Below are 25,570 nucleotides of genomic sequence, written 5' to 3' on the forward strand. Positions count from 1 at the left end.
GGCGTGCTCTCAGGCCGCCTGCCCCCTCCCCTTCGATGGACAACCCGGGAAGCGGGTCGTCGCTTTCCGGTCCGCAACCGTATCCTCCCGTTCTCGGGAGGTTCGGTACGTTGAACTCCATCGAAGCCCCGCTTCGATGGAAATTTGGGAGTATGGCATGGATCGTGGGGAAAAGGCCGCGGCCGTCGCCGAGTTGAACCGCAGCTTCTCCGAGGTCGGCGTGGTGGTCGTCACCCGCAATCTCGGCATGACGGTGGCGCAGTCGACCGTGCTGCGCAACCGGATGCGGGAGGCCGGGGCGACCTACAAGGTCTCCAAGAACAAGCTGGCGCGGATCGCGCTGGACGGCACCGACTATCTCTCGCTCGGCGACATGCTGACGGGGCCGGTCGGGCTCGCTTCCTCGGTCGACCCGGTCGCCGCCGCGAAGGTGGTGGTCGAGTTCGCCAAGGGGAACGACAAGTTCGAGATCGTGGGTGGGGCCATGGGCTCCACCGCGCTCGATCTGGCCGGGGTGCAGGCGCTGGCGACGTTGCCGTCGCTTGACGAGCTGCACGCGAAGATCATCGGGCTGTTGGTCGCGCCCGCGACCAAGCTGGCGACGATCGCGCAGGCTCCCGCCGCGCAGCTGGCGCGCGTGCTGTCGGCCTATGCCGACAAGGACGCGGAGAAGGTGGAAGAGGCCGCCTAAAGGCGCACCTCTGATTGATTTCAACTCAGTAGAACGAAGGAAATACACATGGCAGACCTGAACACGCTCGTCGACCAGCTCTCCGAGCTCACCGTCCTCCAGGCAGCCGAGCTGTCCAAGATGCTCGAGGAGAAGTGGGGCGTTTCGGCGGCGGCGGCGGTCGCGGCCCCGGCGGCGGGCGGCGGCGCGGCCGCTCCGGTCGCCGAGGAGCAGACCGAGTTCGACGTGATCCTGACCGGCGACGGCGGCAAGAAGATCAATGTCATCAAGGAAGTCCGCGTGATCACCGCGCTGGGCCTCACCGAAGCCAAGGCGCTGGTCGAGGGCGCCCCCAAGGCGGTCAAGGAAGGCGTCAACAAGGAAGAAGCCGCCAAGCTCAAGGCGCAGCTCGAGGCGGCTGGGGCCACCGTCGAAATTAAGTGACCGACGCTTGAGGCCGCCGTGCGGGGGAGACGGCTTAGCACAAGCTAAGTCGCACCCCCGCCGAGCCGGCCGACGGCATCCATGCCGTTCGACGTCACGGGCTTTGCCCGTGACCGGTGCGGTGGAAAGGAGGGCGGCCCCGGCGACGGGGGCGCCCTTTTTTATGGTCAGCGCCGGTGAGGGCGGGACGCGAACAGGAGGTCATTGCTGACGGACGGCGCCTCCCGTTGAGTCTCTTGACGTCGACTCAAGCGCGCACTTGTTATCTGAAGCCGATGCGTCTTGGTCGAACGCGAGGGTAACGCATCGCATGGATAGCACGTTATGGTCTAATAGCGTGCGACGGATTAAGGTACTACCGTATATCATGGAGGACACATCTATGTATGTGCTGAGCGTGGTACTTCTCTTTAGCCTGGCGCTCTGCGGGTCTTCTCTTGCAGCTAACAGGCGGCTTCGAGACGTAGACCGTCTTCCGATGCAGTGGGGGATAACCGGGAAGGTCACTTGGTCCGCGCCTCGCGCCCTCGCACTTGCTTTCATACCAGCGGTCGCCGTTTGCGTCATGACGATCTATGTTGTTTTGGCGGCGAACCTCCGGCCCAGGTCAGGGCAGGAGAATAGCGTGATTTCGACATTGGTCGGCATTGGACTCATGTTCATTGCTGTCCAGCTACTTCATCTCTGGCTGATCAAGACATTCTCACGTGGAAATGGACGGTAGCGGTTGTTTGGCGACTCGCTCGAAATGTTCGCGATAGGTCGAAAGTTTCCCGATCCCTCCAACCCTGCCACTGCAAAGCCGCGTTGTCGGACGGCGCTGGGCGCCGCCGGCCGGGCTCGTGATCGAGACGGATCAGTGGGGCTGATCCGTTTCGATCGCTGCGCCGTGCGCTCTCGCCGCCACCTCCGTCACCGTGCGTGGCGGCTGGTCGAGCCAGAAAGGCGCGAGCTTGGGCGAGTCCGCGCGTTCGATGCCGACGGCGAAGCTCCGGGCGGTCTGGCCGCCCAGGTCCTCGGCGGCGGAGTAGAGGGCGTTGAGGGCAATTACGGGGACGAACATCGGGCGGCCCGCCGCGCTCAGCGGGCGGATGTCGACGTGGGGCAAGGCGGCGACCGCGCGCAGCGTGCGGGTCTCGCCGGGGGCGAGCCCGAAGGGCGGCACGGCGGGGCGGGCGACGGGCTGTGCTTGGTAGGCGGCGAGTTCGGCGTCCTGGTCGGCGTGGGCGCTGAAGAGGCGGACGCCGATGCGGATGCCCTCGGCGGGCGCGTCGCCGGTGTTGGTGACGCTGACCTCGCAATCGACGGTGGCGCTCAGGAGGTTGATCCCGGCGCGGGTCGGGCGGAGGTCGAGGGCGAGGCGCGCGCGGGGTGCGGGCGGTGGCGGCGGCGTGGCGGGGGCGATCGGCTGCTCGGCGGGTTCGACGAACCGGGCCTCCGGCTGGCCCTCGCGGCGGCGACGTAGCGTCAGCCAGCCGCCGAGCAGCGCGAGCGCGCCGCCGCCGAGCCACCAGGGCCAAGCGGGTGCGCCGTCGGCGGCGGCCTGGGTCGCCGGTTCGGCTGGGACAGGTGTCGCCAGCGGCTCGGGCGTCGGCGCGGCTGCGGGCGCGATCGGGGCGACGGGAGCCGGGGTGGGCTCGGGCGGCGGAGCGGCGGTCGGTGTCGGCGTGGGTCGCGGCGTCGAGCGAGGCGACGGCGTGGCGACTGCCGCGGGTGACAGCGTCGCCACGGCGGCGGGAGTCGGCGTGGTGACCGGCGGCACCGGCGTAGGGCTCGGCGTGGGGGCCGGCTGCGGGACGCCCGGTAGGCTGAACCGCTCCAGCCCGGGAATCGAAACGGGCGGTGTCTGCGGCGGGCCTTGCGACGCGGTCTGGGCGGCGAGCGACGCGGGTCCGAACGCGGCGACGGACAGGACGGTGGCGAGCAGGACGCGCCGCCGGATCGGTGGCATGGGGATGGGCTCCGTGGCTGGATGGCCTGTTCGCCGACGCCGGCGGGCGCGGCCCGGCGGCGGGGCGGGATCGACGGCGTCTATAGCGGCGGGTGCTTTCAAGTCGATGGCCGACCACCCTGCCCCCTTGGCCGATCTTTTCCATTCGGTTGACGGCGCGGGCGTCCGGTCCTATTTGAAGTGCTCACCACGATCTCCGAGAAATGGCACGCCGTCGCGCAGCGGGCCGTACGGATGGGGTTTTTGGTTCTCCCGACGCCCGAAGCCGACGCACCTTGTGCGATCGGCCGTTCGGTGTCGGTCGCTGCGTCCCGCCCGGGGGCTCCCGGGCAGAGATCACGGCTGCAGAGGCGAATAATCCACATGGCGACCAAGGCGATCGACGGCGGCTCCGCGCGGCGCGACCAGAATGGCGGAACGGCCAAGCGGCGCATCCGCAAGATCTTCGGCAACATCCACGAAGTCGTGCAGATGCCGAACCTGATCGAGGTCCAGCGCGAGAGCTACGAGCAGTTCCTGCGCTCGGACAAGTCGATCGGCCATGTGTCGGGCCTGGAGAAGACGCTGCGATCGGTGTTCCCGATCCAGGATTTCGCAGGGACGGCCTATCTCGATTTCGACGATTACGTGCTCGAGGAGCCCAAGTTCGACGTCGAGGAGTGCCGCCAGCGCGGGATCACCTACGCCGCGCCGATGCGCGTCACGCTGCGGCTGACCGCGTTCGAGGTCGATCCGGATACCGAGGCCAAGTCGGTCATCGATATCAAGGAGCAGGACGTGTACATGGGCGACATGCCGCTCATGACGGGGAACGGCACCTTCTTCATCAACGGCACCGAGCGCGTTATCGTGTCGCAGATGCACCGTAGCCCGGGCGTCCTGTTCGACCATGACCGCGGCAAGACGCACGCGTCGGGCAAGTACCTGTTCGCCGCGCGCGTGATCCCGTACCGCGGCTCGTGGCTCGATTTCGAGTTCGACGCCAAGGACATCGTCAATGTCCGCATCGACCGCAAGCGCAAGCTGCCCGTCACCGCGTTGTTCTATGCGCTGGGCATGAACTCGGAGGAGATCCTCAACGAGTTCTACAACCGCGTCACCTACGTGCGCGGGACCGGCGGGTGGAAGATCCCGTTTGCGGCCGAGAATTGGCGCGGCGTGAAGCCCGCCTACGACATCGTCGACGGCGCTTCGGGCGAGGTCGTGTTCGCGGCCGGCCAGAAGATTTCCCCACGCGCCGCCAACAAGGCCGCCAAGGACGGGCTAGCCGAGCTGCTGATCCCGACCGAGGAGATCTTCGGGCGTTATTCGGCGTACGACCTGATCGACGCGTCGACGGGCGCGATCCATGTCGAGGCGGGCGACGAGATCTCCCCCGAGAACCTCGACAAGCTCGACCGCGCGGGGATCGAGCGGATCGAGCTGCTCGATATCGACCATGTGTCGACGGGTCCGTGGATCCGCAACACGTTGAAGGCGGACAAGGCGGAGGAGCGCGAGCAGTCGCTGTCCGACATCTACCGCGTGATGCGTCCCGGCGAGCCGCCGACGCTGGAGACCGCCGAGGCGCTGTTCGCCGGGCTGTTCTTCGATCCCGACCGGTATGACCTGTCGGCGGTCGGCCGCGTCAAGCTCAACATGCGCCTCGACCTCGACGCCGAGGACACGGTGACGACGCTCCGTACCGAGGACATCCTGGCGGTCGTCAAGACGTTGGTCGGCCTGAAGGACGGCAAGGGCGAGATCGACGACATCGACAATCTCGGCAACCGCCGCGTCCGGTCGGTCGGCGAGCTGCTGGAGAACCAGTACCGCGTCGGCCTGCTGCGCATGGAGCGCGCGGTCAAGGAGCGGATGAGCTCGGTCGACGTGTCGACGGTGATGCCCAATGACCTGATCAACGCCAAGCCCGCGGTCGCCGCGGTGCGCGAGTTCTTTGGGTCGTCGCAGCTCAGCCAGTTCATGGACCAGACCAACCCGCTGTCCGAAGTGACGCACAAGCGGCGCGTCTCGGCGCTCGGGCCGGGCGGCCTAACGCGCGAACGGGCGGGTTTCGAGGTTCGCGACGTCCATCCGACGCATTATGGCCGCATCTGCCCGATCGAGACGCCCGAGGGCCCCAACATCGGCCTGATCAACTCGCTGGCGTCGTTCAGCCGCGTGAACAAATACGGCTTCATCGAAACACCGTACCGCAAGGTCGTCGATCACAAGGTCACGAACGACGTCGTCTATCTGTCGGCGATGGAGGAGGCCAAGCACACGATCGCGCAGGCCTCCGCCGATCTGGACGGCACGGGCGGGTTCACCGAGGAGCTGGTGTCGTCGCGTCAGGCGGGCGAGTTCCTGAACGCGCTGCCCGACAACGTCACGTTGATGGACGTCAGCCCCAAGCAGTTGGTGTCGGTCGCGGCGTCGCTGATCCCGTTTCTGGAGAACGACGACGCGAACCGCGCGTTGATGGGATCGAACATGCAGCGCCAAGCGGTGCCGCTCGTCCGCGCCGAGGCCCCGTTCGTGGGCACCGGCATGGAGGAGACGGTGGCGCGCGACTCCGGGGCGGCGATTTCGGCGCGGCGGGCGGGCATCGTCGACCAGGTCGACGCGGCGCGCATCGTCATCCGCGCGACCGGCGAGGTCGATGCGGGCAAGTCGGGCGTCGACATCTACACGCTGATGAAATTCCAGCGGTCGAACCAGTCGACCTGCATCAACCAGCGTCCGCTGGTAAAGGTGGGCGACGCGGTGGCGGCGGGCGACGTGCTCGCCGACGGTCCGTCGACCGAGTTCGGCGAACTGGCGCTCGGGCGTAATGCGCTCGTCGCGTTCATGCCTTGGAACGGGTATAACTATGAGGACTCGATCCTGATCTCGGAGCGGATCGTGAAGGACGACGTGTTCACGTCGATCCATATCGACGAGTTCGAGGTGATGGCTCGCGACACCAAGCTGGGGCCGGAGGACATCACGCGCGATATCCCCAACGTCGGCGAGGAGGCGCTTCGCAACCTCGACGAGGCCGGCATCGTCTATGTCGGAGCCGAGGTCGAGCCGGGCGACATCCTGGTCGGCAAGATCACGCCCAAGGGCGAGAGCCCGATGACGCCGGAAGAGAAGCTGCTCCGCGCGATCTTCGGCGAGAAGGCGTCGGACGTGCGTGACACCTCGCTCAAGCTGCCGCCGGGCGTTTCGGGGACGATCGTCGATGTGCGCGTGTTCAACCGCCACGGCATCGACAAGGACGAGCGCGCGATGGCGATCGAGCGCGAGGAGATCGAGCGGCTGAAGAAGGACTCGGACGACGAGCGCACCATCCTCAACCGCGCGACCTGGTCGCGTCTGCGCGAGATGGTGCTGGGTCAGGTCGCCACCGCCGTTCCCAAGGGCTTGAAGAAGGGCGCGGAGATCGACCAGGACCTGCTCGACTCGGTCGACCGGCACGAATGGTGGAAGTTCGCGGTCGCGGATGACGCCGTCCAGGCGAACCTGGAAGCGGTGAAGGTGCAGTATGACGACGCCGCCAAGGTCATTACCGACAAGTTCCAGGATCGCCGCGAGAAGCTGGAGCGGGGCGACGAGCTGCCGCCGGGCGTGCTCAAGATGGTCAAGGTGTTCGTCGCGGTGAAGCGCAAGCTGCAGCCGGGCGACAAGATGGCCGGCCGTCACGGGAACAAGGGCGTGATCAGCCGCATCCTGCCCGCCGAGGACATGCCGTTCCTGGCGGACGGGACGCCGGTCGATCTGGTGCTCAACCCGCTCGGCGTGCCGTCGCGGATGAATGTCGGCCAGATCTTCGAGACGCATCTGGGCTGGGCCGCGCGCGGTCTGGGCCAGCAGGTCGCCGAAGCCCTGGATGATTGGCGCGAGGCCAATCCCGACGCCAAGCCGGGCGCGATGCCCGACGCGGTCAAGGAGCGGCTCCAGACCATTTATGGCGAGCATTATCTCGACGACATCAACGCGCGGAGCGGCGACGAGATCGCCGAGCTGGCCGAGAACCTGCGGCCGGGCATCCCGATGGGGACGCCGGTGTTCGACGGCGCGGTCGAGAAGGACGTGACCGACATGCTCGAGCTGGCGGGTCTCGACCCGTCGGGTCAGTCGGACCTGTTCGACGGGCGCACGGGCGATCAGTTCGACCGCAAGGTGACGGTGGGCATCATTTATATGCTCAAGCTCCACCACCTCGTGGACGACAAGATCCATGCGCGGTCAATCGGCCCCTACTCGCTCGTCACCCAGCAGCCGCTGGGCGGCAAGGCGCAGTTCGGCGGGCAGCGTTTCGGCGAGATGGAGGTCTGGGCGCTCCAGGCCTACGGCGCGGCCTACACGCTCCAGGAGATGCTGACGGTGAAGTCGGACGACGTGGTCGGGCGCACCAAGGTGTACGAGGCGATCGTCAAGGGCGATGACACGTTCGAGGCGGGCATTCCGGAGAGCTTCAACGTGCTCGTCAAGGAAATGCGCTCGCTCGGCCTGAACGTCGATCTGAAGACGATGGAAGAAGGCTTCGACAGCGACGGCGTGCAGATCGCGGCGGAGTAGTCCTTGCTTCTCCCTCTCCCCTTGGGGAGAGGGTCGGGGAGAGGGGCTGTTCCAAGCGCCTGTCCTCTGAACTGCCCCTCTCCCCTGCCCTCTCCCCGCAAGCGGGGAGAGGGAGAAGAATCAAAAAAGGTTCATACCCATGAACGAGATGACCCCCTTCGCGAACCCCGTCGTCAAGGCCGAGACGTTCGACCAGATCCAGATCGGCATCGCGTCGCCCGACAAGATCCGTTCGTGGTCCTTCGGCGAGATCAAGAAGCCCGAGACGATCAACTACCGCACGTTCAAGCCCGAGCGCGACGGGTTGTTCTGCGCGCGCATCTTTGGGCCGATCAAGGATTACGAGTGCCTGTGCGGCAAGTACAAGCGCATGAAGTACAAGGGCATCGTCTGCGAGAAGTGCGGCGTCGAGGTGACCGTGTCCAAGGTCCGCCGCGAGCGGATGGGGCATATCGAGCTCGCAGCACCCGTCGCGCATATCTGGTTCCTGAAGTCGCTCCCGTCGCGCATCGGCCTGCTGCTCGACATGCAGCTCAAGCAGCTGGAGCGCGTGCTGTATTTCGAGGCGTATATCGTCACCGAGCCGGGTCTGACCCCGCTCGAGAAGTATCAGCTCATGACCGAGGACGAGTTGCTCGAGGCGCAGGACGAGTATGGCGAGGACGCCTTCTCGGCCGGGATCGGCGCGGAGGCGGTCCGCAAGATGCTCGAGGACCTGGACCTGGTCGGCGAGCGGACGCAGCTTCTGGAGGAGCTCGCGGTCACCAAGTCCGAGCTGAAGCCCAAGAAGATCATCAAGCGGCTGAAGGTCGTCGAGAGCTTCATCGACTCGGGCAATCGCCCGGAGTGGATGATCCTGGAGGTCGTGCCGGTCATCCCGCCCGAGCTGCGCCCGCTGGTGCCGCTCGACGGCGGCCGGTTCGCGACGTCGGACCTGAACGACCTGTATCGCCGCGTGATCAACCGCAACAACCGCCTGAAGCGGCTGATGGAACTGCGCGCGCCGGACATCATCGTCCGCAACGAAAAGCGCATGCTGCAGGAGGCGGTCGATGCGCTGTTCGATAACGGGCGCCGTGGGCGGACGATCACGGGCGCGAACAAGCGTCCGCTGAAATCGCTGTCCGACATGCTGAAAGGCAAGCAGGGCCGCTTCCGCCAGAACCTGCTCGGCAAGCGCGTCGATTATTCGGGGCGGTCGGTCATCGTGACCGGGCCGGAGCTGAAGCTGCATCAGTGCGGGCTCCCGAAGAAGATGGCACTCGAGCTGTTCAAGCCGTTCATCTACGCGCGCCTCGACGCCAAGGGCCTGAGCATGACGCTCAAGCAGGCGAAGAAATGGGTGGAGAAGGAGCGGAAGGAAGTCTGGGACATACTGGACGAGGTGATCCGCGAACATCCCGTGATGCTGAACCGCGCGCCGACACTCCACCGTCTGGGCATCCAGGCATTCGAGCCCGTGCTGATCGAGGGCAAGGCGATCCAGCTCCACCCGCTGGTCTGCTCGGCGTTCAACGCGGACTTCGACGGCGACCAGATGGCGGTCCACGTCCCGCTGAGCCTCGAGGCTCAGCTGGAAGCGCGCGTGCTGATGATGTCGACCAACAACATCCTGTCGCCCGCGAACGGCAAGCCGATCATCGTCCCGTCGCAAGACATGGTGCTCGGGCTCTATTACCTGTCGATGATGAAGGAGGGTGAGCCCGGCGAGGGCATGCTGATCTCCGACATGTCGGAGGTCCACCAGGCGCTCGAGGCCAAGGCGGTGACGCTCCACACCAAGATCACCACGCGCGTTCCGCAGACGGACGAGGCGGGCAAGTCGTACATGAAGCGCGTGGAGACGACGCCCGGCCGCATGCTGCTGGGCGAGACGCTGCCGCAATCGTCGAAGGTGCCGTTCGAGACGATCAACCGCCTCCTCACCAAGAAGGACGTGGGCGACGTCATCGACGAGGTCTATCGCCACACCGGCCAGAAGGAGACGGTGCTGTTCGCCGACGCCATCATGGCGCTGGGTTTCCGGCACGCGTTCAAGGCGGGCATCTCGTTCGGCAAGGACGACATGATCATCCCGGGCGAAAAGGTGGCGCTGGTCGACGAGACGCGCGGGCTGGTGAAGGATTTCGAGCAGCAGTATCAGGACGGGCTGATCACGCAGCAGGAGAAGTACAACAAGGTCATCGACGCCTGGTCGGGCTGCGGCGACCGCGTGGCGACCGCGATGATGAACGAGATCAAGGCGGTCAAGAAGTACGAGGATGGCCCCGACAAGGGCCGCGAGAAGCCGATCAACTCGATCTACATGATGGCGCACTCCGGCGCGCGCGGTTCGCAGGCGCAGATCAAGCAGCTGGCGGGGATGCGCGGGCTGATGGCCAAGCCTAGCGGAGAGATCATCGAGACGCCGATCATCTCGAACTTCAAGGAGGGCCTGACCGTCCTCGAATACTTCAACTCCACCCACGGCGCCCGCAAGGGTCTCGCGGACACGGCGTTGAAGACCGCCAACTCGGGGTACCTGACGCGCCGCCTCGTCGACGTGAGCCAGGACTGCGTCATCATCGAGGAGGATTGCGGCACCGAGCGCGCGTTGGAGATGAAGGCGATCGTCCAGGGCGGCAGCACCATCGCGTCGCTTGGCGAGCGCATCCTGGGCCGCACCACGGCCGAGGACGTGGTCGACGCCAAGACCGGCAAGGTCGTCATCCCGTCGGGCACGCTGCTCGACGAGGCGATGATCGTGACGATCGAGGGGATCGGCATCGTCGGGATGAAGATCCGCAGCCCGCTGGTCTGCGAGTCCAAGGTCGGCGTGTGCGGCAAGTGCTACGGGCGCGACCTCGCGCGCGGCACGCCGGTCAATATCGGCGAGGCCGTGGGCGTCATCGCGGCGCAGTCGATCGGCGAGCCGGGCACCCAGCTGACGATGCGGACCTTCCACATCGGCGGCGCGGCGCAGCTGAACGAGCAGTCGAACCTGGAGGCGCATGCCGACGGGACGGCGACGTACCGCGACCTGCGCGTCATCGTCGACCAGCGGGGCCGCCGCGTGGTGCTGTCGCGGTCGGGCGAGATCGCGATCCTCGACATGGACGGCCGCGAGCTCGCGGTCGACCGGATCCCCTACGGCGCGTACGTGCTGTTCGACGACGGGCACATCGTGTCCAAGGGCGACCGCATGGCCGAATGGGACCCGTTCACCATGCCGCTGATCACCGAGAACGCGGGCACCGTGAAGTTCCAGGACCTGATCGAGGGCAAGACCTTGTCCGAGGTCACCGACGAGGCGACGGGCATCGCGCAGCGGGTGGTCACCGAGTTCCGGGCGACGACCAAGTCGAAGGAGGATCTGCGCCCGCGCATCACCCTGCTCGACGACGCCAGCGGCGAGGCGGCGCGGTACATGCTCGCGAGCGGCGCGACGCTGTCGGTCGAGGACGGCATGCAGGTGCAGGCGGGCGATGTCGTCGCGCGCGTCAGCCGCGAGTCGGCCAAGACGCGCGACATCACCGGCGGCCTGCCGCGGGTGGCCGAATTGTTCGAGGCGCGCATTCCCAAGGACTCGGCGATCATCGCCAAGATCTCCGGCCGGGTGGTGTTCGGCAAGGACTATAAGGCCAAGCGCAAGATCGGCATCCAGCCCGAGGACGGCGGCGACGTGGTCGAATATCTGGTGCCCAAGTCCAAGGTCATCGACGTGCAGGAAGGCGATTACGTCAAGCGCGGCGACAATCTGATCGGCGGGTCGCCCGATCCGCACGACATCCTGGAGACGATGGGGATCGAGCCGCTGGCCGAGTATCTCGTATCGGAAATCCAGGAGGTCTATCGACTGCAGGGCGTGAAGATCAACGACAAGCACATCGAGACGATCGTCCGTCAGATGCTGCAGAAGGTCGAGATCACCGACGGCGGCGACACCACCTTGCTGAAGGGCGAACAGCTCGACCGCGAGGAAATGGAGGCGACCAACGCCAAGCTCGATAAGGGTCAGGCCCCTGCGGCGGGTAAGCCGATCCTGCTCGGCATCACCAAGGCGTCGCTCCAGACCCGGAGCTTTATCTCGGCGGCGTCGTTCCAGGAGACCACCCGCGTCCTCACCGAGGCGGCGGTCCAGGGCAAGCAGGACAATCTGATGGGCCTGAAGGAGAACGTCATCGTCGGACGGCTGATCCCGGCGGGCACGGGCGCGGGCATGAACCGGCTGCGCGTGGCGGCATCCAGCCGCGACGCGGCGCTCCGGGTGCAGCAGCGGGCATTGGCGGCGGCGATCGTCGCCCCCGTCAGCGCGGCGGAGGAGCACGCCGCCGAACTGGCGCGCGACATCCGCGACGACGGCGGTACGGGCAGCGACCCGCTCGCCGAGGTCGTGACGTCGGGCACCGGCACCGACGAGGACGCGGGCGAGTATCTGAACCCGTAAACGTCCGGATCGGTACGAAGTCGAACAACCGCCGTCCGGGGAGACCCGGGCGGCGGTTTTCGGTTCGGGGGGCGGATCATCGGCGAGATCGACGGGCACGATGAGCGTCGATCCATCATGGCGGCGAGGTCCAGCCGTTAATGGAACGACCGCGTGCGAACGAGCCGAGCCGACGACGAACCCTCGACCGCGATGTCACGACCGTTCGGTCGTGAGACCTGGCGACGCACACATGTCATGTGCCGGAAGCGCAGTTTAGGATGGGCGCACCTTGCAGCCGGCACCTTGGACAGCCTCGTCGACGACTGCGCGGATAGCTGCCCCAGCATCGTTGACCCGTGCCAGTTCGGGCGACTCCACCCGAATATGCTCGACGCCCGCGCGCCACTGACGACGCCACCAGTCGTTGCCCGCCTCCGTGCCGACCGTAGGGAGCCAAGTTCGCGCGTGATCCAGCAGTTCGTCGGGCGGGATCAGGTCGCGTCCGTAGGTGAGGGCGTTCGACAGATCCTTCGTCAGCTCGAAATTCGGCACTCCGGCTGCGTCCTTAGCGCGTCGTTCCAGTTCTTGGACCAGGTCTCGCTTGGCTGTGTTCCATTCCGCTTCGGATAAACCGACCGTGTTCAGCGCGCACGTCGTCTTTTTCAGGCCGGCAACGGCGGGCCGCCATCGACCGGGAACGAAATCGTCCCAGAGCATGAGCAGGCGATGGCCTTGCTCGCCGTTCTCGATGAAGAACCCATATTTGCCGGGTGGATAGTCCGCCCGTGCAAGCGCCAGCCGATTGTTGACGGCCCTGACCGCCAGCATGTCCATCAGCATCGCCTCGGCTTGGCCGGCTCGCGACGGCTGCGGTGGCGGCAGTGGCGTCGCGATGGTCGCCATGGCGCCGTTGCGACCATATTTGAGACTCGAGTGGCTGATTGGCGCGATGCGATCGCGTCGAAAGGCCGGGATCGCGACGTGGTCGGGTGTGGGACCCACGCCCCGCCAGTCGCCGAACCGCTTGCCGATCAGCGCCTCCTGCTGGCTCGCGTCCACGTCGCCGACGATAACGACGGTCGTGTTCTCGGGCCGGTACAGACGGTGGTAGAGCGCGCGGATGGTTTCCACGCTCGCGGTCGGCACGTCGTCCGAGTTCTGGGCGTCGATCACATCGGTGGGTGAGCCGGGGGCGACCGCCGCGATATAGCCGGCATAGATGTCGTTGCCGAGCTTCTTGTCGGCCATCTCCCGCATCACCTCCGCGCGTTGCCCATCCACCGCGTCGGCCCGGAAGGTCAGCTCGCTCGCCACCTCGCGGTATAGCCCCAGCAAGGTGTCGAGGTCGGCTGGCCGCGTCGTGCGGGACACCACGAAATAGTCGCTCTCCCGCCAACTCGTCGTGCCGCCGGCAGGCTCCGGGAGAGACAACGGAAAGCCGACTTGGCGGAACCGACGTAATTCGTCCGGTGCGGATCGGGTTGGGCTATGGAAGACGAGATGTTCGATCAGATGGGCTAGGCCGCGCTCGCCCGGCCGCCGTTCGGCGATGAAGCCGCCTTTCACCCGCATGAGCAGTCCTACCCCGGGCTCGTTTACCCTGCGGGGCAGGATGGCGTAGCGCAGGCCGTTCTTTAGCCGCCCCTGCACCACCGGCCGCCACGCATGGATAGGTGGAGGCGCGGTACGAACCGCGGATTTCCGTGAGGCCGCTGGCGAATCAGCGGTCTGCGATGCAAGCGCGCCCGTCGGCAGGGTCAGGCATATCAGGCGCAGCAGCAGCCGTGAGGCATCCGGCAACTGCAAAATTCGATCTCCTGTCGCGGTGCCGACCGACTCATGAAGATTATTTAAGGCTATAGAGTGGCGGTCGCGCATGGACAGCGCCCGATATGATTGTCGGATACTTCAAGTGCCCACATGTCGGAGTGCGCAACCGGTCAGTTTCGGCGCGCTGCGCAACCAGCACTGTTCTGCGACGCTCAAACAGTCCTAGCCGCGCGTCGAAATGTCCGCGTTTAACGACCCGCGAAACTCAGAACTGCATTTGGTTTTGAGAGCAGACCCGCCGAGCCGCCGAGTTCGGTCACAGGGTTTCAAGGCTCCGGGACCGGCTGCGCGAAAAACTCCTGTCCTACAGCACGCGACTATGATCCAAGCTGGTGGATGAACGTCCGATCCGCCTCGACCGCCCGCGCGCGTGCACCGTTCAATCCAGGCGAGGGGCAACTTCAACGGAGGCGTGGCACGGTGTTCCTCGACGTTCGAACCCGGCACGTCCCGCGAGTCGGAAGCGAGCGTGACGCGACCGGTCCATCCTACCCCATCCCCAACTCACCTGATTCGACCCCTGTGTACGCCGCTACTCCCCTCGACTTATTCATGTTCGGCCCTGCGCGCGCCGGTCGCGTTGGCGTGAACTTTAGTGAACTTCCATGCGTGAGCGGCCTGTTCTCGACACGTGCGCGGTCCGCTGCCAAGTTGCGCGTCTAACCCGGAGTCCCGCCACCGATGCGCATCGTGACCGCCCTTCTCGTCGCTACCGCCCTTGCGGCACCGATCGCCGCGCAAACCCCCTCTCCTGTTCAAGCCGAGGCGATCAGGGAGGATGTGCGGGTGCTGTCGAGCGACGCATTTCTGGGGCGTGGGCCCGGAGAGCGGGGGGAGACGGCGACGCTGGCGCATCTGCGCGCTCAGTTCGAGGCGGCGGGACTCCAGCCGGGCGGACCCGGCGGTTCGTGGTTCCAGGATGTGCCGTTGATCAAGCTCGACAAGGGGGCGCAATCGTTCGACCTGCGGTCCGGGGGCGAGCGGTTGGCGCTCGAGCGCGCGCGCGATTGGAGCATCGGCGCGTCGCATGAGGGGCACGTGAGCGTAGCGGACGCGCCGCTCGTGTTCCTGGGGTTCGGCATCCACGCGCCCGAGCTGGGCTGGGACGATTACGCCGGCGCGGACGTGCGCGGGAAGGTCGTGGTCATCCTGCCCAACGATCCGGATTTCGACCGGGCGACCGGGCCGTTCGGGGGGCGCGCACGGAGCAGATATGCGGGCGGCAAAGCGAAAGCGGCGTTCGACCGAGGGGCGGTGGGCGTCCTGACGGTGCACCGCGCGGCGCTGACGAGCTGGCCGTGGCAGCAGATCGCGAACTCCGATCCGAACGCGACCTACCGGCTCGCATCGGCCCCCGCGCCGACGGGGCCCGCGCGGTTGACGGGGTACGTCACGGGCGAGGTGGCGGCGGGGATGTTCGCGCGGGCGGGGCTGGATTTCGAGGCGCTGCTCCGACGCGCGCAGGAGCCGGGGTTCCGCGCGGTGCCGATCCCGAACGCGACGCTCAGCGCGGCGGCGACCGTCACCGCATCGTCGATGACGACGCGCAACATCGTCGCCAAGCTCGACGGCACGACGCGCGCCGCCGAGACGGTCGTGTTCGGGGCGCATTGGGACGGGTACGGCGTCGGGCCGGCGGACGCGACGGGCGATACGATCCGCAACGGCGCGGTCGACAACGCGGTCGGCACCGCGACGCTGCTCGAGGTGGCGCGGGCGTTCGCGCGGGGGCCTCGGACGAAGCGGACGGTGCTGTTCATCGGCTATACGTCGGAGGAGGACGGGCTGCTCGGGGCGTATCATTACGTCGCCAGCCCCGTGCGGCCGCTGGCGACGACGGCGGCGGTGTTCAATCTCGACCCGCACCTGGCGCTGCCCGCGACGCGATCCGTCGAGCTCATCGGGGCGGGCCTCGTGGATCTGGAGGACGATCTGGTACGGCTTGCGGGCGCGCAGGGGCGGCGCATCGAGCCGGAGGTCGCGCCCGCGGCGGGCTGGTATCAGCGATCCGATCATTACGCGTTCGCCGCCGCCGGGGTGCCGAGCCTCTATTTCCGCAGCGGCCGCGATCTGGCGAGCGGCGGACGCGCTGATGCGGTGGTGGAGCAATATAACGCGCAATGCTATCACCAGCGGTGCGACGAGTTCCGGGTGGAGTGGGACATGGCCGCCGCCGCGCAGGACGGCGCTCTGGTGTATGTACTCGGGCGCGAAATCGCCGATGGCGGGCGCTGGCCCGAGTGGCGGGCGGACGCGGCGTACCGGGCGGCGCGCGCGAAGACCGACAATCAGCGGCGCTGAGCTTGCGCGCGGGCGGCGGGCGGCTAGTCTTGCGGAACATAGGGAGTTCCATCATGCGCCAGTTGCTCGCCGCCACCGCCCTTCTCGCGCTCGCCGCGACCGCCCCCGCGCAGGAGGCGGCCCAGGACGTGACCAGGCGCACCGTGGGCGCGGCGACGCTGGAGAACGTGCCCCCGATCCCGGCCGAGGTGACCGACGCGGTGTCGCGGTACCAGCAGAGTCGGTCGGCGGGGATCGCGGATTGGGCCACCGACGGATCGCTGCTGATCACCACGCGGTTCGGGGCGACGGCGCAGCTGCACCGCGTCGCCGGGCCGGGGATGGACCGCCGCCAGCTGACCTTCGCCGCCGAGCCGATCGCGGGGGCGGTGTCGATCCCCGGCTCCGACCGCATCCTGTATGGCCGCGATACGGGCGGGGACGAGTGGTTTCAGCTCTACAGCATGAGACCCGACGGCAAGTCGGTCCAGCTGACGGAGACGGGGACGCGCAACGCCGGGCCGGTGGTCGCGCGCGACGGCGGCCGCGTGTTCTGGAGCCGGTCGAGCAAGGGCGCGAGCGACTACGACATCCTCGCCGCCGATCCGGCGGACCCGGCATCGCGCGTGGTCATCCACAAGGGGACGGGCGCAATCGGACCCGACGACGTGTCCCCCGACGGGCGCACGCTGCTGCTCTCGCGCACCGTGTCGAACCTCGAGCAGAAGCTGTTTACGATGCCGGTGGCGGGCGGTGTGCCCGTCGAGATTGCGAAAGGAACCCCCGCCCTGCTGCAAGGTGCCCGGTTCGCGCGGGGCGGACGATCGGTGATCGCGCTGAGCGACCGGGACAGCGACGTGAAGCGGCTGGTCGAGTTCGATGTCGCGAGCGGCCGCATGACCCCGGTCAGCGCGGCGTCCAAATGGAACGTCGAGGATTTCGACCTGAGCGACGACGGGCGCGTGCTCGCCTACGCGGTCAATGAGGATGGTTATTCGAAGGTCGTCGTCCAGGACCTCGTCACACGGCGCGCGTTGCCACAGCCGACCCTGCCGGTCGGGGTGGTGAATAACCTGCGCCTTTCGCCCGACGGCAAGCGGCTGGCGATCGGCGTCGCCTCGCCCAGCGCGCCGGGCGACGTGCATGTCTGGGACGTGGGCGCGGGCAGGCTCGAAAGGTGGACGCAGTCGGAGATCGGCCCGATCGACCGCGCGGCACTGCCTGAGCCTCGGCTCGTCAGGTTCGAGAGCTTCGATAAGCTGTCCGTTCCCGCCTTCGTGTACCGACCCAAGGCGGCGGCCGCCGGCGCGCGGACGCCCGTGCTGATATCGATCCATGGCGGGCCGGAGGGGCAGGCGCGGCCAGGCTGGTCGCCGACGATCGCCAGCTTCGTCGACACGCTCGGCGCGACGGTGATCGTCCCCAACGTGCGCGGGTCGGACGGGTACGGGACCAAATACCTGAACCTAGATAACGCGGAGAAACGCGAGGACTCGGTCAAGGACATCGGCGCGCTGCTCGACTGGATCGCGCGACAGCCCGATCTGGACGCGTCGCGGGTCGCGGTGATCGGCGGGTCGTATGGCGGCTATATGTCGCTGGCGGCGATGACGATGTATTCGGACCGGCTGGCGGGCGGCGTGGACCTGTTCGGGATCGGCGACTGGACGACGTTCCTCCAAAAGACCGAGGCGTACCGCCGCGACAACCGCCGCGCCGAATATGGCGACGAGCGGACTCCCGCGATGCAGGCGGTGTTCGCGCGCATCTCCCCGCGCGCGAACGTGGCCCGGATCACCAAGCCGATGCTGATCGAGCAGGGCGCGAACGACCCGCGCGTGCCCCGTGCCGAGAGCGAGCAGATGGTCGCCGCGCTGCGCGCGCGCGGCGTGCCCGTGTCGTACCTGCTGTTCGCGGACGAGGGCCACGGCTGGCGCAAGAAGCCCAACAGCGACCTGAGCCTGCAGGTGGAGACGGTGTTCCTGCGCGGGGTGCTGGAGGCGGGGACGACGGATGGCGTCAAGCGGACGGTCGCGGCCGCTTCGTCGCGCCGACGGTAGCCGCGGTGTCGGTCCGGTGGGCGCTCCTGCTCGCGCCGGCGTTGTCCGCCTGCGCGACGGTGCCGTCGTCCGCACCCGCGCCGCTTCGCGCGAGCGGGCCGGCGGACGACGGGGAGCGGCGGATCATGGCCGCTTATCCCGGCATCGTGCGCCGCGTCGGTCCGACGCTGTTCATCGGCGATACCGAGTTGACCGACGTGAGCTGCGACGTCGATGTCGACACCTGCGTATGGTTCCGCGTCCGCGACGCGCTGATCGGGAACTCGTTGTTCGGGGTCGACGTCGGCTATTACGAAAGGACGGAGTACGCCGTCGCCGCACGGGGTTCGAGCTGGATCACGACGGGCGAGAAGCCCGTGATCTCTCCCGACGGCAAGCACTTGGCCGCCGCCGTCGCCAACGAAGGGCATGAGACCTCGACCGAGGGTTTCCACCTCTGGGCGGTCGAGGGCCTGGAGCTACGGCGACGGATCGTGCGCGAGGCGCTTTCCTATACCGCCGATCTCCGCTGGCGAGGCGACGAGTGCGTATCGTTCACCGCGATCGAGGGCTACTTCGACGGCGTCCCGAAGCCGCGGTCGACCTGGTACGTCGTCGTCGATCCCCCGGAATGGCGGCTCACGCGCATCCGCGATTCGCGCTGTCGGTGAGATGCCCCCCGCTCAGCGCCGCGTCCCCGACCGCGTCGTCCCGCTGATCGACCGCTCCGGGTCGGGCGAGAAGCTGCGGACGATCGTCTCGAAGCGGCCGTCCGCGACCCGGATCTCGTTAAAGGCGGGGGGCGTCGCGCGCACGCGCTTGGACAAGGTGCCCGCGCCGATCATGCGGACGGTCCAGCCGCCGCGTTCGACCGGCACGTCGAACGCATCGTGGACATGACCCGACAGCACCGCATGCGCGCCCGCGGCGGCGAGCGCGGTCAGCGCCTCCTCGCCGTTCTCGGTCCGGGCGGTGCCGCGCGTCCCCGCCTCCACCAAAGGGTGATGGCCGGCGATGAAGATCAGGTCGCCGCTCGGCGCCTTGGCGACCGCCGCCAAGGCGCGGTCGAGTGCGGTGGGACTGACATGCCCCTTGGACCAGTTCCAGCGCCACTGCGCGCGCGCGGTGGTCTGGAGCGGGACGATGGTCAGGCCGGGGAGATGCAGTTCGCGCTCGATCATGCGTTCGAGCTTCTCGTACCGCTTATACGGGAACAGGAACCGGCGGATCGGATCCCAATAATAGGGGATGTCGTGGTTGCCGACCTCGAGCGTCACGGGGACTTTCAGCGCGCGGAGCCAGTTTGCCCCCGCCTCGAACTCATGCGCTCGCGCCCGCATCGTGAGGTCGCCGGTCATGATCACCGCGTCGGGCTTCTCGTTCGCGACGAGCTGGTCGAACCAGGCGATCGCGTCGGTGTCCTCCGCCCCGAAATGGACGTCGCTCACATGGAACAGCTTCATCGTCATCCTCTCCGGCCCGCGCATAGATGAGCGACGACCGGGAACGCCACCCCACCACGCCCGACGGCCGTTATTTCGTGGTGCGCGGCCGGTTGTGGCGGTGCTCCGACCCGGCGCTCGCGCCCGATCGACGGGCCGAGCTGGTGCGCGAGCTGATGGACGCGCGGCGGCGGGTCGGGGCGGCGCTCAAGGCGAAGGACGTGAATGGCGAGCATTCGGCGCGGGCGGACGTGCACCGGGCGAAGGTCGCGCTCGGCGAGCGCGGGCCGGTCTGGTGGGTCGAAGGCGCGCCCGATTGGAACCGGCATATGGCGCGGAACTCGCCCTATGCGGATTGGTGGGCGGGGTTGGCGGGAACAAACCCAATCGGAAGTCCGTGAGTAAGATCGGTCACCCGGACCGAGCCAGGCTAGCTTATCCCCCGACCGGTAACCTGAACTTCACTATCGCTGCCCGATTTGAACACAAAGGGAGCAGCAAATGTGGCGATCAATCTTTGCGACAGTGTCGATGCTTCTGGCGGGTTGCGCGAATGCCGATGAACCCACCTTCGACAGCTCGAACCCGGTAAGCTGCATGGTGATCTTCGGTGTTGCCGCGAATGGTGCGAAGCAGGTGTCTCAGCCTGCGGTTGCCGACGAGATGATCAGAAGAGCATCATTCTTGGCTGGTCAGCACGGCGGTCTCGAATGGATCAAGAAGGTCATGCCGCAGTCTATAAAGGTCGGGAGGAAAATGGAGGCAGCGCACGACGAGCGCGCAACCATTAGACTGCTTGAGGAGTGTGTCGCAAAGCAGAACGCCGACCCTCATTTCAACGTGAGATAAGCAAACAATAGTTTTTGGCTGATAAGATCTCGAGCAATGCTCGAATGTGTGTCAGCTAATCCCATGCGACACCCTGAAAGCGGACGGTCAGGGAAACCAACCCCGCCAAATATGCCTATTTAGTGCTCATACATTAGATACCGCCCTCCATCACCTCCTTGCCCACCGCCTCCAACTCGCGCGTGAGGTCGGCGAGACAGCGGTCGACTAGCGGCTCGTCGGGGCTCCGCACCACGAAGTTGGCGCCGACGCGGCCGTCGCGGAAGAAGGGGTAGCTGCCTATCGCGACGCCATCGTGGGTCTTTTCGGCGGCGGCGAGGAGGTGGACGACCTCCGACTCGGCGACCCAACAGCCGATCGATTTGGAGATGACGGGCAGGCCGCCCTCCAGCGTCCCCGTCAGCGCGTCGAGCATGCCGGCGGTGATGTGCGGGACGCCCGCCATGATGAACAGGTTGCCGACGCGGATACCGGGCGCGCCCGAGACTCGGTTGGGGATCAGCTCCGCCCCCTCCGGAACGCGCGCCATGCGGGCGCGGGCCTCGTTCAAGCCGCCGCGCGTCTCGTAGTACCGCTCGAGCGCCGCCAACGCTTCCGGGTGGTGGACGACGCCGACGCCCAGCCCTTGCGCGATCGCGTCCACCGTGATGTCGTCGTGCGTGGGTCCTATGCCGCCGGTGGTGAAGCAGTAATCGTTGCGGGTCCTGAGCGCGTTGACCGCCTCGACGATCGCGTCCGTGCGGTCGCCGACCACCCGCACCTCGGCCAGCCTGATGCCCTGGACGTTCAGCCAGGCGGCGATCTGGGCGATGTTCTTGTCCTGGGTGCGACCGGACAGGATCTCGTCGCCGATGACGACGAGCGCGGCGGTCCAGATGCGGGTCGTGTCCATCAGGGCGCGTTTAGACCCGCGGGGCGGTCTCGCAAAGCGGCGATCGGGCGGTTATATGACCCCGGTATGACCGATTACGTCTCCGTCACCGCCAACGCTCCCGACGGGCGCACCGGCGCGATCAAGCTCCACGGCCGCGCCGCGTTCGAGGGCATGCACCGCGCGGGGCGTTTGTGCGCCGAGACGCTCGACATGCTGGTGCCGCACATGGTGCCGGGCGTGGCGACGGCGGAGATCGATCGGCTGATCTACGACTTCGTGCTGGGGCGCGGCGGGGTGCCCGCGACGCTCGGTTACCGTGGCTACACGCATTCGTCGTGCATCTCGATCAACCATGTCGTGTGCCACGGAATCCCGTCCGAGAAGACGCTGAAGTCGGGCGACATCGTCAATGTCGACGTGACGCCGATCCTGGACGGGTGGCACGGGGACTCGAGCCGCATGTACCTGATCGGCGACGTGCCGTTGAAGGCGCGGCGGCTGGTCGAGGTGACGTACGAGTGCCTGATGCTCGGGCTGGAGCAGGCGCGGCCGGGCAATCACCTGGGCGACGTCGCGCACGCGATCCAGCGGCATGCCGAGCGCCACCGCTACGGCGTGGTGCGCGACTTTTGCGGGCATGGGCTGGGGCGGCTGTTCCACGACGCGCCGGAGGTGGTGCATGTCGGCAAGCCGGGCACGGGGCCGGAGCTCAGGCCCGGCATGATCTTCACCGTCGAGCCGATGGTGAATATCGGGCGGCACGACGTCAAACTGCTCGACGACGGATGGACGGCGGTAACGCGCGACCGATCGCTTTCCGCGCAGTTCGAGCATTCGATCGGCATCACCGAGGACGGATGCGAGGTGTTCACGACCAGCCCCGGCGGGCACCACCAGCCGCCTTATTCGTGAACCGACCGGAGCGGGCGACAACCCACCCGCTCGATCGACCGGTCTGGTCGTCTCCGACCAGCAGGCGCGCTGATTTGTCGATGGGCGGTATGCTTGCCCGGCGGCTTCGCGCCGACATCGGTCTGTTCGCAGCGGCGGTCGATCGATCGGTCACAGCCGCGGATGCGCTCGCGGCGATGCTCTCGCCCGGCGAGACGATCGGCTTGGTCGAGTTGCCCGGCTGGCCCGCGCCGCCAGGGCTCGAGCCGTCGGGAAGCGCGCGGTGCGTGCAGATGGTCGCCGAGGCGGAGGTTCGCGCACCCGCCGATCTAGACGTCGTGCGACTGACCGACGCGGACGCGCCCGCCATGCTCGACTTGGCGACGCGAACGGAGCCCGGCCCGTTCCGCCGCTCCACCCATAGCTTCGGCGGCTTTGTCGGGGTGAAGCGCGACGGTCGGCTGGTCGCCATGGCAGGCACCCGGCTCGCCCTGCCGGGCCATGTGGAGGTGAGCGGCGTGTGCGTCGATCCCGGACACCGCGGCCGCGGGCTGGCGCGCGCATTGTCGGCGGTGGTCGCTCGCGCGATCCAGACGAGCGGCGATCGTCCGTTCCTCCATGCCTATGCGGGCCACCGATCCACGATCGCGTTATATGAGTCGCTGGGTTTCCGGACCAGGGTCGAACTCGACTATGCGTTGTTCACGCGAGGCTGACTTGCGGCCGTGCAGGCGCTATCGCGCTTGCCATGACCGCCATCACCCCCGAGATCGTCGCCGAGCACGGCCTGTCCCCCGACGAGTATGAGCGGGTGCTCCATGCGTTGGGACGGGAGCCGAACCTGGTGGAGCTCGGCATCTTTTCGGTGATGTGGTCGGAGCATTGCTCGTACAAGTCGAGCCGTATCCATTTGAAGAAACTGCCCACGACCGGCGCGTGCGTGATCCACGGGCCCGGCGAGAACGCCGGGGTGATCGATATCGGGGACGGTCAGGCGGCGATCTTCAAGATGGAGAGCCATAACCACCCCTCCTACATCGAGCCCTATCAGGGCGCGGCGACGGGGGTCGGGGGCATCCTGCGCGACGTGTTCACGATGGGGGCGCGGCCGGTCGCGAACCTGAACGCGCTCAGGTTCGGGCGACCGGACCACCCCCGGATGCGGCACCTGATCGCGGGCGTGGTGCAGGGGATCGGCGGCTACGGCAATTGCGTGGGCGTGCCGACGGTCGGGGGCGAGGTGAACTTCCACGCGGCGTATGACGGCAACATCCTCGTCAACGCGATGACGGTGGGCGTGGCGGACCAGGGCAAGATCTTCCTGTCGGCGGCGAGCGGGATCGGCAACCCGATCGTCTATGTCGGCTCCAAGACCGGGCGCGACGGCATCCACGGCGCGACGATGGCGTCGGCCGATTTCCGGGAGGACGCGGATGCCAAGCGCCCGACGGTGCAGGTCGGCGATCCCTTCACCGAGAAGCTGCTGATCGAGGCGTGCCTGGAGCTGATGGCGTCCGACGCGATCGTCGCGATCCAGGATATGGGCGCGGCCGGGCTGACCTCGTCGTCGGTCGAGATGGCCAGCAAGGGCGGCGTCGGGATCGAGCTGACGATGGACGACGTCCCCCAGCGCGAGACGGGGATGACGCCGTACGAGATGATGCTGTCCGAGAGTCAGGAGCGGATGCTCATGGTGCTCAAACCCGGGCGCGAGCCGGAGGCGGAGGCGATTTTCCGAAAATGGGAACTCGATTTCGCGGTGATCGGGCAGGTGACCGATACGGGGCGGATGGTGCTCCGGTGGCGGGGCGAGACGGTGTGCGACATCCCGCTCGGGCCGCTCGCCGACGATGCGCCCTGCTACGACCGGCCGCATGTCGCGACCGAGCCGCCCGCCCCGCTCGCGAGCTACCCGGAATGCGAGGACCCGGCGGCCGACCTGCTCAAGCTGATGGCCTCGCCCGACTTAGCCTCCAGGCGGTGGGTCTGGGAGCAGTACGACCATATGGTGGGCGGCGACACCGTCCAGCGGCCGGGCGGCGACGCCGCGGTCGTGCGGGTGCATGGGACCGACAAGGGCCTGGCGATCACCACCGACTGCACGCCGCGCTACTGCTTCGCCGACCCGGTCATGGGGGGGCGGCAGGCGATCGCGGAGGCGTGGCGCAATTTGTGCGCGGTAGGGGCCAAGCCGCTCGCCGCGACCGATTGCCTGAACTTCGGCAACCCCGAGCGGCCGGAGATCATGGGCCAGTTCGTCGGCTGCATCGAGGGCATGGCCGACGCCTGCCGCGCATTAGACTTCCCGATCGTGAGCGGCAACGTGTCGCTCTATAACGAATCCAAGGCGACCGGCGGCGGATCGGCGATCCTGCCGACGCCCGCGATCGGCGGGGTCGGGCTGCTGGACGACTGGACCCGTTCGGCGACCATCAGCTTCAAGCAGGCGGGCGATGTGATCCTGCTGGTGGGCAATCGTGGCGGGCATCTCGGTCAGTCGCTCTACCTGCGCGAGCTGCACGGGATCGAGGGCTGCGACGCCGGCCCCCCACCCCCCGTCGACCTCGCCATGGAGCGTCGGGTGGGTGAGCTGATCCGCCACCGGATCAACAGCCGCTGCCTCACCGCCGTTCACGACGTGTCGGACGGCGGCGTCGCGGTCGCGATCGCGGAGATGGCGCTGGCGGGCGGCATCGGCGCGATCATCGACCGGCCGCTGATCCGCCCGGTGACGGAGGCGCTGTTCGCGGAGGACCAGGCTCTCTTCGTGGTCACGATCCGCGACACGGCGCTGCTCGACTTCCTGTTCTCGACGGACGCGGCCGGGGTGGACGTGATCCCGATCGGCCGCACGGCCGGCAAGCGGATCATCTTCGAGCTGCCGCACGGCGATTTCGTGGTGACGCTCGACGAGCTCCGGACCGCGCATGAGGGCTTCTTTCCCGACCTGATGGGAGCGGACGCGGCGCTTGCGTGACGGCGAGGCCCGACGCGACGCCGTGGAAGCCGCGGCATCGCTGCTGGTGCTGCCCGTCGGCGCGGTTCTCGCCTTCGTGTCCGCGCTGGCGATGCTCGGTCTCGTGCTGGCGGGCCTGTTCCTGACGTTCCTCGCCCTGGCTTTATGGAACGAGGACGGCGCGGCCGGGACCGCGCTGGTGGCGTTCTGGTGCTGGGCGGGCGGCGTGACGTCCGCGTACAACGCCGTCACGGCCGTCGAGGCGATCGGGACGCTGGCTTGGCGACCCATGCTTCGCGTCATCGCGCTGGCCGGGTTGATCGTCCTGCTCTATCCCGGATTGTGGTTGCCGTCGGGGATGGTGCGACTCGGCCTGGGTCCGTAAGCGCCG

General features: G+C 67.4%; 17 protein-coding genes. 13 read left to right on the top strand and 4 right to left on the bottom strand.

The features are described from left to right. The first annotated feature begins 157 nt into the window (after positions 1-157). Entirely contained in the window at positions 158-691 is a 534-nt protein-coding gene (gene rplJ / locus ACFE71_RS04710; protein ID WP_375427661.1) for a 50S ribosomal protein L10, read from the top strand. A gap of 48 nt (positions 692-739) precedes the next feature. Continuing rightward, complete coding sequence (rplL, locus tag ACFE71_RS04715; protein ID WP_375427662.1) at positions 740-1,114, top strand: 50S ribosomal protein L7/L12; 375 nt, start codon at positions 740-742, stop codon at positions 1,112-1,114. Positions 1,115-1,970: 856 nt separating this feature from the next. On the opposite strand, the gene ACFE71_RS04720 is transcribed toward rplL, so the two are convergent. Continuing rightward, complete coding sequence (locus ACFE71_RS04720) at positions 1,971-3,065, bottom strand: hypothetical protein (protein WP_375427663.1); 1,095 nt, start codon at positions 3,063-3,065, stop codon at positions 1,971-1,973. Between the two features lie 363 nt (positions 3,066-3,428). Between ACFE71_RS04720 and rpoB the strand changes: the two genes are divergently transcribed. After that, positions 3,429-7,610 carry a DNA-directed RNA polymerase subunit beta gene (gene rpoB, locus ACFE71_RS04725; RefSeq protein WP_375427664.1) on the top strand — a complete coding sequence of 1,394 codons (4,182 nt, stop codon included), beginning with the start codon at positions 3,429-3,431 and terminating at the stop codon, positions 7,608-7,610. A gap of 139 nt (positions 7,611-7,749) precedes the next feature. Next, on the top strand, positions 7,750-12,036 hold the full coding sequence (gene rpoC / locus ACFE71_RS04730; RefSeq protein ID WP_375427665.1) for a DNA-directed RNA polymerase subunit beta': 4,287 nt from the start codon (positions 7,750-7,752) through the stop codon (positions 12,034-12,036). Positions 12,037-12,291: 255 nt separating this feature from the next. On the opposite strand, the gene ACFE71_RS04735 is transcribed toward rpoC, so the two are convergent. After that, complete coding sequence (locus ACFE71_RS04735) at positions 12,292-13,896, bottom strand: M16 family metallopeptidase (RefSeq protein ID WP_375427666.1); 1,605 nt, start codon at positions 13,894-13,896, stop codon at positions 12,292-12,294. A 633-nt stretch (positions 13,897-14,529) separates the two neighbouring features. Here ACFE71_RS04735 and ACFE71_RS04740 point away from each other — a divergent pair. Genes ACFE71_RS04740 through ACFE71_RS04750 form a run of 3 tightly spaced genes read left to right on the top strand, consistent with a single transcriptional unit; the run spans position 14,530 to position 18,838 of the window. Then, a complete protein-coding gene (locus tag ACFE71_RS04740) occupies positions 14,530-16,149 on the top strand; it encodes a M28 family peptidase (RefSeq protein WP_375427667.1) in 1,620 nt (539 codons plus the stop codon). A gap of 53 nt (positions 16,150-16,202) precedes the next feature. Next, entirely contained in the window at positions 16,203-18,188 is a 1,986-nt protein-coding gene (locus ACFE71_RS04745) for a S9 family peptidase (RefSeq protein ID WP_375427668.1), read from the top strand. Between the two features lie 5 nt (positions 18,189-18,193). Continuing rightward, positions 18,194-18,838: a hypothetical protein gene (locus ACFE71_RS04750; protein WP_375427669.1), complete on the top strand. Its 645-nt coding sequence runs from the start codon at positions 18,194-18,196 to the stop codon at positions 18,836-18,838. Positions 18,839-18,850: 12 nt separating this feature from the next. Here the strand turns inward: ACFE71_RS04750 and ACFE71_RS04755 are convergent, their stop codons facing one another. Beyond that, the gene (locus ACFE71_RS04755) at positions 18,851-19,630 is read right to left on the bottom strand and encodes a metallophosphoesterase family protein (RefSeq protein WP_375427670.1); all 780 of its coding nucleotides are present in this window, start codon (positions 19,628-19,630) and stop codon (positions 18,851-18,853) included. 26 nt (positions 19,631-19,656) lie between these two features. Between ACFE71_RS04755 and ACFE71_RS04760 the strand changes: the two genes are divergently transcribed. Both ACFE71_RS04760 and ACFE71_RS04765 read left to right on the top strand, forming a co-directional pair. Beyond that, positions 19,657-20,010: a hypothetical protein gene (locus ACFE71_RS04760; RefSeq protein WP_375427671.1), complete on the top strand. Its 354-nt coding sequence runs from the start codon at positions 19,657-19,659 to the stop codon at positions 20,008-20,010. Positions 20,011-20,134: 124 nt separating this feature from the next. Then, positions 20,135-20,458: a hypothetical protein gene (locus ACFE71_RS04765; RefSeq protein ID WP_375427672.1), complete on the top strand. Its 324-nt coding sequence runs from the start codon at positions 20,135-20,137 to the stop codon at positions 20,456-20,458. A 133-nt stretch (positions 20,459-20,591) separates the two neighbouring features. Here the strand turns inward: ACFE71_RS04765 and ACFE71_RS04770 are convergent, their stop codons facing one another. Further along, positions 20,592-21,350: a competence/damage-inducible protein A gene (locus ACFE71_RS04770; RefSeq protein WP_375427673.1), complete on the bottom strand. Its 759-nt coding sequence runs from the start codon at positions 21,348-21,350 to the stop codon at positions 20,592-20,594. A gap of 66 nt (positions 21,351-21,416) precedes the next feature. On the opposite strand from ACFE71_RS04770, the gene map reads away from it, so the two are divergent. From map to ACFE71_RS04790, 4 genes are all read left to right on the top strand, one after another. Next, on the top strand, positions 21,417-22,244 hold the full coding sequence (gene map / locus ACFE71_RS04775) for a type I methionyl aminopeptidase (RefSeq protein WP_375427674.1): 828 nt from the start codon (positions 21,417-21,419) through the stop codon (positions 22,242-22,244). An 80-nt stretch (positions 22,245-22,324) separates the two neighbouring features. After that, a complete protein-coding gene (locus tag ACFE71_RS04780) occupies positions 22,325-22,939 on the top strand; it encodes a GNAT family N-acetyltransferase (protein ID WP_375427688.1) in 615 nt (204 codons plus the stop codon). Between the two features lie 32 nt (positions 22,940-22,971). Further along, positions 22,972-25,200, top strand: coding sequence for a phosphoribosylformylglycinamidine synthase subunit PurL (gene purL, locus ACFE71_RS04785; RefSeq protein ID WP_375427675.1), 2,229 nt, complete (start codon positions 22,972-22,974; stop codon positions 25,198-25,200). A 22-nt stretch (positions 25,201-25,222) separates the two neighbouring features. Next, on the top strand, positions 25,223-25,564 hold the full coding sequence (locus tag ACFE71_RS04790) for a hypothetical protein (protein WP_375427676.1): 342 nt from the start codon (positions 25,223-25,225) through the stop codon (positions 25,562-25,564). The last annotated feature ends 6 nt before the right edge of the window (positions 25,565-25,570 follow it).

Source organism: uncultured Sphingomonas sp. (assembly GCF_964237155.1).
Lineage (GTDB): Bacteria > Pseudomonadota > Alphaproteobacteria > Sphingomonadales > Sphingomonadaceae > Sphingomonas.

Coding starts and splice junctions, on each gene's coding strand:
- ACFE71_RS04720 (WP_375427663.1), bottom strand. CDS start 3,065: ATGCCACCGATCCGGCGGCGCGTCCTGCTCGCCACCGTCCTGTCCGTC.
- ACFE71_RS04755 (WP_375427670.1), bottom strand. CDS start 19,630: ATGAAGCTGTTCCATGTGAGCGACGTCCATTTCGGGGCGGAGGACACC.
- rpoC (WP_375427665.1), top strand. CDS start 7,750: ATGAACGAGATGACCCCCTTCGCGAACCCCGTCGTCAAGGCCGAGACG.
- ACFE71_RS04740 (WP_375427667.1), top strand. CDS start 14,530: ATGCGCATCGTGACCGCCCTTCTCGTCGCTACCGCCCTTGCGGCACCG.
- ACFE71_RS04745 (WP_375427668.1), top strand. CDS start 16,203: ATGCGCCAGTTGCTCGCCGCCACCGCCCTTCTCGCGCTCGCCGCGACC.
- rplJ (WP_375427661.1), top strand. CDS start 158: ATGGATCGTGGGGAAAAGGCCGCGGCCGTCGCCGAGTTGAACCGCAGC.
- map (WP_375427674.1), top strand. CDS start 21,417: ATGACCGATTACGTCTCCGTCACCGCCAACGCTCCCGACGGGCGCACC.
- ACFE71_RS04780 (WP_375427688.1), top strand. CDS start 22,325: ATGGGCGGTATGCTTGCCCGGCGGCTTCGCGCCGACATCGGTCTGTTC.
- ACFE71_RS04770 (WP_375427673.1), bottom strand. CDS start 21,350: ATGGACACGACCCGCATCTGGACCGCCGCGCTCGTCGTCATCGGCGAC.
- rplL (WP_375427662.1), top strand. CDS start 740: ATGGCAGACCTGAACACGCTCGTCGACCAGCTCTCCGAGCTCACCGTC.
- ACFE71_RS04735 (WP_375427666.1), bottom strand. CDS start 13,896: ATGCGCGACCGCCACTCTATAGCCTTAAATAATCTTCATGAGTCGGTC.
- ACFE71_RS04760 (WP_375427671.1), top strand. CDS start 19,657: ATGAGCGACGACCGGGAACGCCACCCCACCACGCCCGACGGCCGTTAT.
- purL (WP_375427675.1), top strand. CDS start 22,972: ATGACCGCCATCACCCCCGAGATCGTCGCCGAGCACGGCCTGTCCCCC.
- rpoB (WP_375427664.1), top strand. CDS start 3,429: ATGGCGACCAAGGCGATCGACGGCGGCTCCGCGCGGCGCGACCAGAAT.